Raw genomic sequence first — 11,328 nt, forward strand, 5'->3', positions numbered from 1 at the left:
AAATATCACCATTAACAACTGAATTTCAGATAGTTAAAAACCGAACTCAGGTTAATTGGCAATGCCATAAAGTATTCCTATTCAGCTAAAAGAATTTGGGTGAAGGTTCAAATTCAAGACAATTCCATCCTAACGCATGTTATTGATGAGGGGCAAGGTATTCCAGAGAATGAACTCCCTAATGTTTTTAAAGCATATAAAACCACCTCTTCAAAACCCACCGACGATGAGAAATCTACAGGTCTGGGACTTGCTATTGTAAAAAAAATTGTAGAAGCACACCAAGGCAGTATTTCAGTAAAAAGCACAGCAGGAATTGGTTCGGAATTCACATTTACATTACCCATAAAATTGTGAATTTCGATCAAAATAAAATATTTATAAAGATTTGGCTTAAAACCCAAGGTTGAAACCTAAGCTTATACCATGTGTACCTCAAAATGCTCCTTAATGTATTTTGCTAGTTACATGGGTTAGTGTCGATACATGATCAAGCTACACTTTTATCAAAACTAATTTAAGGTATATTTAGATTTGTCATTGGTATTATTTCTACTTTGTAGTCAATCAGGAACACTACACCTAAAATGGTCTTAAACTCATTAGACCTAAAGTTCTCAGAAGATTGATTTGGAGGTTAGTAATATAAAATACTTTGGTCAATTATTAACAATAACTAAAGAATCTAGCTCCTCCAGCATTCTTGTTATTGTTTATCTTTGAATAAAATAATTAAATCACTTTAAATCGATACTATAAAAAAGATATGACCATAGCCGTTTTGCCTTTTGCAAATATGAGTAGTAGCAAGGAAAATGAGTATTTTAGTGATGGAATTACTGAGGAAATAATTAATGCTTTGGCAAAAATTCCAAATCTAAAAGTGACTTCTCGCACCTCTTCTTTCTTCTTTAAAAACAAAAGCATCAATATAAAAGACATCGCTAAGACTCTTGGTGTATCTACTATTTTAGAAGGAAGTATTCGCCTGTCAAATGATACGGTAAGAATAACGGCTCAGCTGATACAAGCCGAGGAGGATTTTCATTTTTGGTCGGAAACCTGGGATAGAAAACTGGATAATATATTCGAAATACAAGATGAAATTAGCTTAATTATAGCTGATAAATTAAGAGAGGAGTTTGGCCATCTAGAAATACAGGAACACTTGGTCGACAAGCAAACGGAGAATATTAAAACCTATGAGTATTCCTTAAAGGCAAATTATTTAAGGAATAAATGGAATCCAGAAGATGTAAAAAAGGCTATTTTACTATACAAAAAAGCTCTGGAACTAGATCCTAAGCATTCCGAATCGCATCTTGGGCTTGCCGATTGCTATAGCTTTTTAGGAACAACAGGGTTTCTGCCTTTTCCTGAAGCTTGGGAAAAAACCCATCAATATACTCAACAAGCTTTAAATCTTAATCCAAACCTGTCAGGAGTTCATTATCAGCTTGCCAATCAAGCTTTCTTTATAGAATGTGATTATAATAAATCGCTGCAGGAAATGAAGAAAGCTATTAAGATAAACCCCAATAACGCCGAGGCTCAACAGTTCATGTCTTTTCTTTATATTATTGCTGGAGAAAGAACAAAATCAAAAAAGCATTTAGATATTGCTAAAGCTCTCAATCCCTTATCGGAAGAAACTCAATTCTTCAATGCCTATTATCATTATATGATTGGGGACTTTGAAAAAGCGGCAGTTCTTCTTGACAAATGTATTAAAGCCAATGACAAGAATATTCCAGCCTATTCAGTAAAAGCACTCTGCTTACTCAAATTAGGTCTTTATGATGAAGTCATTAACTATTATGACCAAGTTCCTTCAGAAGTGATTGTTCTTGGTGAAAAAACTGGAGCCATAGCATTGGCTTATGCTTTGAAAAATGAGGAGGGTAAAACTCAAGAATATCAACATCTATTGGAGGAACAGGCTAAAGGAATTAATGGTTTTACAGCTGATTCTTTCCTCTTTATGTTATATGTGGTTTTAGGCAATCTCAATAAAGCATTTGATTGGATAGATGATGCCATCAAGAACAAATCATCATTGCTCTTGCTCCGTTTTGCAGATCCATTATTGGTAGCTCATAAAGATGATCCTCGGTATTTAGCTTATAAAAATATCATTTTCAAAGTTGAAAACAGCCCGAGAGCTGGTTCAGCAAAAAGGGCTTTATTAGACCCAGATACATCTGAACGATATCGAGAATTAGTGAATGATTATATAAAAGAGCATCAACCCTATTTAGACTCCTCTCTTTCGCTTCGTTCATTTGCTAAACAGATTAAAATCCATCCCAATCAGCTCTCTTGGTTACTCAACGAAAACTTTGGGAAAAATTTCAATGAGTATATCAATCACTATCGAATAGAGACTTTTAAGTCTTTGGCTAAGAATCCTCAAAATTCCAATATCACCATTATGGGATTGGCTTATGATAGCGGATTTAATTCAAAAACTGTTTTTAATACCTATTTTAAGAAGGAGACTGGTTTAACGCCCAAGCAATTTATCAATCAATAGAATATTGACAATATCATTTTGAGGACTAAACTCCTGAAAATAGGAAGGTTAAAAGACTCATTCCACTTCAATATATGAACAAGTACCGTATCATATATGAATAAGTTCGGAATTATAATCTAGAACAATCAACTAAGATGCTTACTCTACTTTTGCCAACAGAAAACAAGAAATAATACAGACTATGAAAGCAATAGAATATAATAAATATGGAGCTCCTGAAGTTCTTCAAATGATAGAAGTAGAAAAACCAAGTCCCAAGGCAAATGAGGTTTTAGTAAAGATTCACGCTACTACTGTAACAGCAACAGAATGCAATTTCAGGACAGGGAAACCCTATATGACCAGATTATTTACTGGTTTTTCAAAACCTAAACTAAAACGATTGGGAGAAGAATTCTCTGGTGAAATTATAGAAATAGGAAATGCGGTGAGTCAATTTAAGGTTGGTGATTTGGTATTTGGTACCGCTGGTCCAGAGTTCGGAGCCAATGCCGAATACCTATGCATTCTGGAGGATGGTGTATTGGTGAAAAAGCCCGAGAATTTAAATTTTGAGGAGGCTGCAGCTAGTGTTGATGGCTTTTTAACGGCTCTTCCCTTTCTAAGAGACACCGGAAAAATTAAAAAAGGACAAAGCGTACTTATCAATGGTGCTTCAGGAAGTGTAGGTGCAGCAGCCATACAAGTGGCCAAGTATTATGGTGCAATAGTAACTGGAGTTTGCAGCACTTCTAACCTCGACTTAGTAAAGTCAATTGGAGCTGATGAGGTGATCGATTACACCAAAGTAAATTTCACTAAAAGTGGAAAGAAATACAATATCATCTTCGATGCTGTCGGGAAATTGAGTTTCTCTGATGCTAAAAAAGCCCTCACAAACGAAGGAGTTTTTCTAGAAGCAGGCATTGGACTAGGAATTATACCAAATGTTATTTACTCCTCCATCTTTGGTAAAAAGAAAGCCAAAATTGCTGCAACTGGTTTAAGAAAATCACAAGAAAGACTAAAAGACCTTGAATTACTCAAAGGCTTAATGGAAGAGGAAATCATTATCCCTGTGGTTGATAGAACTTATCCATTAGAAGAAATCTCAAAAGCACATTCTTATGTGGATCTTGGTCATAAAAAGGGGAATGTGGTGATTCGTGTGATTGAGTAATGATTTTGTTCATTCTTTTTTCATAAGAATCATAAGCTCGAAATTCGACTTGTTAAAGAATATCTCATATATTTGACTCCATAAGAAATGACTATTAAAACCTATGGAAGAAAAGCCAAGGCTAGCCAGACTCACCGCCATTCTCACTCAGCTGCAATCGAAAAGAATATTGACAGCACGAGAATTAGCAGAGCGCTATCAGGTTAGTATCCGGACTATTTATAGAGATATTAGAACATTAGAGCAATCTGGAATCCCAATTATTACAGAAGAAGGCAAAGGTTATTCTTTAATGGAAGGATTCAACTTACCTCCAGTGACGTTTACCGAAGCCGAGGCTCAGGCTTTAATCACGGCCGAGCAGCTGATTCTAAAGAATAAGGACCTTTCCTTTACTACACAATACCAGAATGCCGTTTCAAAGATTAAATCCACTCTTAGGCATTCTCAAAAAGAAAAAGTAGAGCTGCTCTCCCAAAGAATCTATTTTAGACAAAATATAGAGAACCTGAAAACCAGTGAATACTTAATGACCATTCAATCGGCCATTGCAGATTCAAAACTCATAGAATTGGATTACCTTTCGCTAGAAAAAAAGCAAAGCAAACGAAGTGTGGAACCTTTTGCTTTATATAGCACACAAGACAATTGGTTATTGATAGCCTTTTGCCGATTGAGAAATGACTTTAGAGCTTTTCGATTGGACCAGATTCAAGCATTACAAGTGTTGCATGAGCAGTTTGAGCCACAGAAAATCACACTTCAAGAATATTTTGAGATTTGTCGTGAAAAATCAATTTCAGATTCAAACGGTTAATAGGTTATGTTTTGTTGTTATACACTATTTTAATATATTCGCCCTGCAATAAATACCATTAAAAAGTATGAAAATCAAATTATCCTTATTCTTAAGCTTCTTTATTATGTATAGCCTTTCGGCACAGGAATATATAGTTAAAGTTCAAAAGGAGGGTTCAAAAAAGTTCAGCTACCTTACCATCAATGGAGAAAGCCAAATTGAAACAGCCTATTTCGATGCTACCGATTTTGGTGAAGAGGGAATAGCAATTGCAAAAATTACTGTCAGTAGCTTCTACCAAATTTACGATAAAAAAGGGGAGATTATAAATTCTGAAGCCATCATAAAACCAATTATTAATGAGTGGTCTAGTATAGCCTCAGGATTTATTGATGGAATGGTTATTACCAAAATTAATGAGAATTATGGAGCTGTTAATTATGAAGGAAAGCTAAGTGTTCCCGGAGTATATACCAAATTAACTGAGTTCAATGGAAACCATGCCATTGGAACAAAAGGCAGGGTTTATTTTGTTGTGAATAATAAAGGGGAAGAAATCAAACTTGATATTCCAAAAATCAGAGCTGCAAAGCATTTTTCGGAGGGTTTAGCTCCTATTAAAATAAAAGGAGCTTATGGTTATATTGACACTTTAGGACAGGTGGTTATCAGACCAAAGTATAAATCAACAGGCCATTTTAATGGTGGCGTTGCTTGGGCAAAAAATCTCGATGGAAGAGTAGGATATATTGACAAATCAGGAAAATGGTTGGTAGAACCCATTTTTATTATTGGTGATGATTACGATCCAGAAAGTGGATATGCTAGAGTAAAATCAACACGTGGTTGGGCTTATATTGATACTGCAAATCAATTTACCAATTTAGGGGTCACAAACGATTATTTTAACTTTTCTGAAGGCTTAGCCATCAATAGAGAAAATGGTAGAATTGGATTTATTGATCATACTGGAGAATGGGTAATCAAACCTTATTTTGCTGTGGCTCATAAATTTACTAATGGTTTTGCCAGAGTACAAGTAAATGGGAAATGGGGTCTTATTGATAAAAAAGGAGAATGGCTGGTTGAACCAAATTATAAAGAAATTGGCAATGCTATTCTCATTAAAGAATAAAACTATTTCGCTCAGCAATAAATACCGATAATTATCATGAAAAGTAAACTGACCTTATTTTTAATCCTATTTACTATTTTCAATAATATATCTGCCCAAGAATATATTGTTACCGTCAAAAAACCTTATTCATCAAGACATTCCTATCTTAAAATTAATAGTGACACTCAAATTGAAGAGGATTATTTTAAATGTTTAGATTTCACAAAAGAAGGTTATGGTATCATATTAAGCAGAGTGAGACGAGGATACCAAATCATAAATACAAACGGTGAGCCAATAGAATTAGAAGTTCCATTAAAGCCCATTGTTAATGGATGGTCGGAGCAAACATCAGGGTTTAGCTGCGGAATGGTCAGGACAGAAAGAAATAATAAATTCGGAGCTCTAAACTATGAAGGGAAATTAACAGTTTCTAGGCTCTATACTAAATTAAGTGAATTCAATGGTAATCATGCCATTGGAATGAAAGGAAGAACTTATTATATAGTTAGTAATAAAGGAGAAGAAACTAAACTTGAATTCAAAAAGACAAGAGAAATCAGACACTTTTCCGAAGGTCTAGCTGCCATAAAGATAGGAAGTGCATTTGGTTTTATCGACACGCTAGGTCAGATGATTATAGAACCTATTTACTATTCAGTAGGTCATTTTAATGGTGGTATAGCATGGGCAAAAAACCAAAATGGCAAAATAGGATATATTAATAAACTAGGAGAATGGATTTTAGAACCCGTATTTCTCATGGGCGAAGATTATGATAAAGTGAGTGGTCTTGCTAGAGTAAAAACAAGCCAAGGTTGGGGTTATATTGGCCCCAATAATGAATTTGAAACATTAGGGGTTACTATTGATTTTTTTAGCTTTTATGAAGGCTTAGCTATTAATCGAGAGCATGGTAAAGTTGGATTTATCGACAATACAGGTACTTGGGTCATAGAACCCAAATACGAAGTGGCCCATAGATTTAAAAATGGCTTTGCTAGAGTTAGAATAAAAGATAAATGGGGTATTATTGATAAAAATGGTGATTGGTTTGTAGAGCCAAAATATGACCAAATTGGTGATGTTGTTATCATCAAAAAATAAAACTCTTTTTTTAAATTATCAATGGTATGACATACCCTTGTCATAAGACCTGCTTACATTTGCAGCCTCACAAATAAAAATATAATGATGGAGCATACAAAATTAGAAGCATTTATGGTGATTGGCATTTCCACTCGTACCACCAATGAAAATCATCAAGCAGCAACAGATATTGGAGCCTTATGGAATAAATTCATGAGCGAAGGCATCCTCCAAAAAATCCCTAATAAAATAGACGATGCCATCTATTCTATCTATACTGAATATGAGGGTGATTATACCAAACCTTATACTACCATTTTGGGTTGTAAGGTACAAAATACCGAAACAATTCCTGAGGGGATGGTCGCCCTAAACATTCAAGCTTCGGATTATGAGAAAATCACTGCCAAAGGAGATCTACAGGAAGGCATAGTATACAAGAAATGGTTAGAAATATGGAATATGGATTTAGACAGAGCCTATCAGGCAGATTTTGAGATTTATGATGCTAAAGCACAAAACCCAGAAGATGCTGAAGTTTGTATTTATGTTGGGGTGAAGGAAGAATACTATCATCATAAACTCACTTTAAAAGACTACAGAGATAGAGCTGGCTGATTTACACAAACAACCAGCTCTATTATTTAGCTTCTGTGATAAACTATATCATTTCAAGAATATTGGTATATTTACAATGATGAAAAACAAAAGACTAAAACTAATTATTTTTATTTGTGTATCTATTTTGCTCATCCCATTAATAGCCATGCAGTTTACAGAAGAAGTAAATTGGTCCATAGGTGATTTTATCGTTGCTGGAGTACTTTTACTAGGAACTGGCTTATTGTTTGAACTTATCATCAGGAAAGTGAAAGAACCCAAATATCGAATTATTATTTATATCTCCATTTTGATTCTTCTGTTTCTGGTTTGGGCAGAACTTGCTGTTGGTATTTTTGGAACTTCAATTGGTGGTCAGTAAACGTTCTAAACCAAAGTCTTATACCCTCTTATCAATCAACTGCCTACCCACAAACCACAAGATGAGTGCGATGAGGTAAATAAAAATTCCATATAATGTGGTAATCATTGAAACCTTGAGTCCTGCGTAAAGAATGTCCGGAGAAATACTAGTCACTTCAGCCATGCTAGAAAAAGCACCATATAATCCTATTAACTGTCCCAGTATTCCAAAAATCAGGGCAAATAATCCGATGGATCTTCCTTGCTCCATTTTTCTTAGTGCTATCTCTTTTGAGCTACTTTTTGAAATTAAATATTTCGATAGATGATATATCATCCAGGCCAACATCACAATTAATAGGATACTCAGTACACTCATAAATAGGGCTCCTCCCATAAAAAACAAATCTTTCATTTCTTTTCTTTTTAATGATTAATAAGCATCAAATGTACTGGACATAGGTAATTCCAAGCAAGGTCGAATCCAGTTCTAAAGCTGTCAAAAGCCCTTTTTCCATTGCAAGTCCTAAATATTTAACGAAATTAGACGAAATTTAATAAAAATATGAATCTTAAATCATCAAATTTATATTACCATATTTCCTATTGGATTTTTGTCCTTCTCATCCTTAGCTTAGTCTTTGGATTATCTTGGGGAAGCAATTTGGCGGCTTTTTATTTTATCAGCATGCTATTGCCTATTGTTTTGGCTACCTCTTATTTCTTCAACTATATTTTGGTTCCTCGTTTTTACCTCAAAAAGAAATTTCTAAAGTTTGGCCTCTATTCCTTTTATACGGTGATTGTCTCTCTTTATTTGGAGATTATTGTTTTGATGTTTTCATTTATATATCTCGGCCATTTTAGTTTTAAAAATTTAGGTCCTAATGCTTCTGACACCATACTATTGGCTGTAATTTTATACCTACTGGTGTTTGTTGGTTCCATAATATTAATGGCTCGTCAGATAAAAGAAAACCAAGATAAAATACAAAGTCTATTATTGGAAAAGGAGAAAAAGAAAATCACCCATCTTGAAATCATCTCTAATAGAAAAAACACCAAAATCCCCTATCAAGACATCCTCTATATCGAAAGCTTGGTAGACTATATTCAAATTCAAACGCTTACAGGTCCTATAGTGAGTAAGGAAAAAATCAGCAATTTGGCTGCTCGCCTCCCTGAAAGCTTTCTGCGAATTCACCGCTCTTTTATTATCAATAAAGACAAGGTAAAATCCTTTAGCTATAATGAAGTAATGGTAGGAGAACAATCCCTTAATATCGGCAGGAGCTATCAGAAGCTGGTGAAAGAGGAATTGAAGGCTGTAACAAAGGCCAAATAAGCATTACAACAGCTTTCCTTTACTAAATCTAAAGTAGCTGTTTCAGAGCACAGTAAGTCTTGTTTCATATTTCTAATTTCTTATTTTTGCACGCTTTGTGATACTAATAACATTTAAAAATAGGTTTGAAATAGGGGTATGAGTAAGACTTACAAAGAAAAACGGAGAGATTCCAAAGACTTTTCCACTAGAAAAGAATATTTAGAGCATGAGCTAGAAGTTATGAAGTTTCGAAAATGGCGTATCAATCTACCATTTAGAGATTTCAGAATTGAACTGGAAGATTTTGTCCCAGCTCTTGCTGCAACAATTGGTAAGGTAGTTATGGTTACCGCTATGGTTGCTGCTTTTGCTTCACAATTTGGTTTATCACCAGAATTTGTAGCAGAAAATGTTCGATACGAACTTTTAATTGCTGGAGGTATTTTTGTTATTCTATTTTCAGCCATCTTAAACCCAAATGCCAACCTTGCTGGTACTCACGGACCCATGATTCCATTAATTCCTATTATTGCTGCTGCTGGAGGCCATCCGCTCGCTCTTGGCTTATTGATTGGGGTTTTTGGATTGACATTAAGTATTACCAAAGGAGGCTCCAAACTTATGACACTCACAGGTGTTGGCGTTCGAGCGGGTCTTTTAATTTACCTAGGCGCAGTGGGGTTAATAGGTCAGATTGGGAAATTAAATGCTTGGTCTGAAGCTGGGGATGTTTCATTTATTTCTTTTGCTGTAATAGGCGTCACTATACTAATTTATGCCTATTTAGCTCGTATTGGCAAACGTTGGTTGGCCATTCCTTTGTGTTCTGCTCTAGCAGGAATTATAGCCTTTGGTTTGGGAGCACATTTTGAATTTACAACTCCTCCTGGTCTTCCTCATTTCAATCCGATGTGGTGGTGGGGCGAAGATACAGGTTGGCAATTAGGCTGGCCTAACTTTGGTCATTTTATTGCAGTAATTCCTTTCGCTATTTTAGCCGTTGCTATGTGGTCTCCAGATTATTTAGGACACCGTGTTTTCCAAGAAATGAACTATCCTAAAAAAGCCAAAGATGTTTTAATGGATATTGATGATACCATGACTGTTGCCTCTATTCGACAAGCTGTTGGTACTTTCCTTGGTGGAGGTAATATTGCTTCTTCATGGGGTACTTATATGATTCCTGCAGCGATTGCAAAAAGACCTATTCCTGGTGGTGCTGTGCTAACTGGAATATTCTGTATTCTTGCAGCTGTGCTTGGATATCCTATGGATTTAGCCATGTGGGAACCAGTCCTAAGAATTGCATTAATAGTTGGTGTTTTTCTTCCATTACTTGAAGCGGGTATGCAAATGATTAGAAAACAACAAGATTCTTTAAGTGCCGGAACATGTATTTTTGCCAGTGCTTTTGTAAACCCAGTATTCGGATGGGCATTGACCATGTTGCTTGATAACCTTGGCCTTATAGGAGACCGCGATAGAGCAAAAGATTTAAGCTGGAAAGAAAAATTAGTAATTCCAGGTGTAATGTTTATTGTTTGTGTTGTTTCTCTAGCTCTTGTAGGACAACTCCCAGGTATTAAAGGAATGTTTTAAAATTATAATTTTAGAAGTTTGTTTATAAAGATATAAAATCTGATTAGTGTCCAACAAACATTAAAAAGAAACCCATTTGAAATATTATTCTCATAGAAACTCTTTCCTTCTTAATTTGATCTATTTCTTGAATGGAACTAATACTATTTTTATATTCATTTCCCAATATAGGAAACTCTTTAGTTAAGCGGTAAAAATCATCAGAAAGTGGAAAAACATTCAATTTATTAATTTTGCACCGTTTTTTATATTCAAGTTTATGATGAAACTATCAAATGTTTTATCTTCTTGAAAAATATAGTTTTCAACCATATCTCAAGGTATTTTAATGTTTTTTTCTGAATCAAAAATAAATCTTCGTTTCTAAATATGATAGATTCCTTCCTCTGCTAAAATCACTTTTGCTTTTCCCAATCCAATCTTGTAAGCTAAATAAAACGAAATGATTAATGTTGCAATTATCTGAAGAATGTTTATTTGTTCACTATCTACTCTTGGTAAGTACTCTTTTAATAAGATATTTAGAATTGTAAGAACTATTATTAGAATAATAAAAAAACTACTAATGGAGTGCACTTTAAGATTATATCAAGACCGTTGCATGGTAATTAACAAAAATTATCATTATATATAATTGTATATCAGATAAATAAGTTGTGTTCTTATGATATGAAAATACGCAAAGAACCTACATTAGCAGATAGTATTTGTGATTTACGAACAAGAAAGATAAAATCTA

At 34.5% G+C, this 11,328-nt stretch carries 11 protein-coding genes; 10 read left to right on the top strand and 1 reads right to left on the bottom strand.

Going from position 1 to position 11,328, the window contains the following annotated elements; translation table 11 throughout:
* The first annotated feature begins 54 nt into the window (after positions 1–54).
* The 8 genes from HNS38_RS18640 to HNS38_RS18675 all read left to right on the top strand — a co-directional run bounded on the left by HNS38_RS18640 (position 55) and on the right by HNS38_RS18675 (position 7,682).
* On the top strand, positions 55–357 hold the full coding sequence (locus tag HNS38_RS18640) for a sensor histidine kinase (protein WP_371823822.1): 303 nt from the start codon (positions 55–57) through the stop codon (positions 355–357).
* A gap of 409 nt (positions 358–766) precedes the next feature.
* Complete coding sequence (locus HNS38_RS18645) at positions 767–2,533, top strand: tetratricopeptide repeat protein (protein WP_172346880.1); 1,767 nt, start codon at positions 767–769, stop codon at positions 2,531–2,533.
* A 184-nt stretch (positions 2,534–2,717) separates the two neighbouring features.
* Positions 2,718–3,695: an NAD(P)-dependent alcohol dehydrogenase gene (locus HNS38_RS18650; protein ID WP_172346881.1), complete on the top strand. Its 978-nt coding sequence runs from the start codon at positions 2,718–2,720 to the stop codon at positions 3,693–3,695.
* Between the two features lie 103 nt (positions 3,696–3,798).
* Complete coding sequence (locus HNS38_RS18655) at positions 3,799–4,512, top strand: YafY family protein (protein WP_172280286.1); 714 nt, start codon at positions 3,799–3,801, stop codon at positions 4,510–4,512.
* 67 nt (positions 4,513–4,579) lie between these two features.
* Positions 4,580–5,629: a WG repeat-containing protein gene (locus HNS38_RS18660; protein ID WP_172346882.1), complete on the top strand. Its 1,050-nt coding sequence runs from the start codon at positions 4,580–4,582 to the stop codon at positions 5,627–5,629.
* A 36-nt stretch (positions 5,630–5,665) separates the two neighbouring features.
* A complete protein-coding gene (locus tag HNS38_RS18665; RefSeq protein ID WP_172346883.1) occupies positions 5,666–6,718 on the top strand; it encodes a WG repeat-containing protein in 1,053 nt (350 codons plus the stop codon).
* A gap of 87 nt (positions 6,719–6,805) precedes the next feature.
* Complete coding sequence (locus tag HNS38_RS18670; protein ID WP_172346884.1) at positions 6,806–7,318, top strand: GyrI-like domain-containing protein; 513 nt, start codon at positions 6,806–6,808, stop codon at positions 7,316–7,318.
* 79 nt (positions 7,319–7,397) lie between these two features.
* Positions 7,398–7,682 (top strand): hypothetical protein, encoded by a 285-nt coding sequence (locus HNS38_RS18675; protein WP_172346885.1) that lies wholly within the window; start codon positions 7,398–7,400, stop codon positions 7,680–7,682.
* 18 nt (positions 7,683–7,700) lie between these two features.
* Here the strand turns inward: HNS38_RS18675 and HNS38_RS18680 are convergent, their stop codons facing one another.
* Positions 7,701–8,078, bottom strand: coding sequence for a MotA/TolQ/ExbB proton channel family protein (locus HNS38_RS18680; RefSeq protein WP_172346886.1), 378 nt, complete (start codon positions 8,076–8,078; stop codon positions 7,701–7,703).
* A 150-nt stretch (positions 8,079–8,228) separates the two neighbouring features.
* Between HNS38_RS18680 and HNS38_RS18685 the strand changes: the two genes are divergently transcribed.
* The gene (locus HNS38_RS18685; protein ID WP_172280300.1) at positions 8,229–9,008 is read left to right on the top strand and encodes a LytTR family DNA-binding domain-containing protein; all 780 of its coding nucleotides are present in this window, start codon (positions 8,229–8,231) and stop codon (positions 9,006–9,008) included.
* 138 nt (positions 9,009–9,146) lie between these two features.
* Entirely contained in the window at positions 9,147–10,589 is a 1,443-nt protein-coding gene (locus HNS38_RS18690) for a DUF3360 family protein (protein WP_172280302.1), read from the top strand.
* The last annotated feature ends 739 nt before the right edge of the window (positions 10,590–11,328 follow it).

This window comes from Lentimicrobium sp. L6 (assembly GCF_013166655.1).
In the GTDB taxonomy this organism is placed as follows: domain Bacteria; phylum Bacteroidota; class Bacteroidia; order Bacteroidales; family UBA12170; genus UBA12170.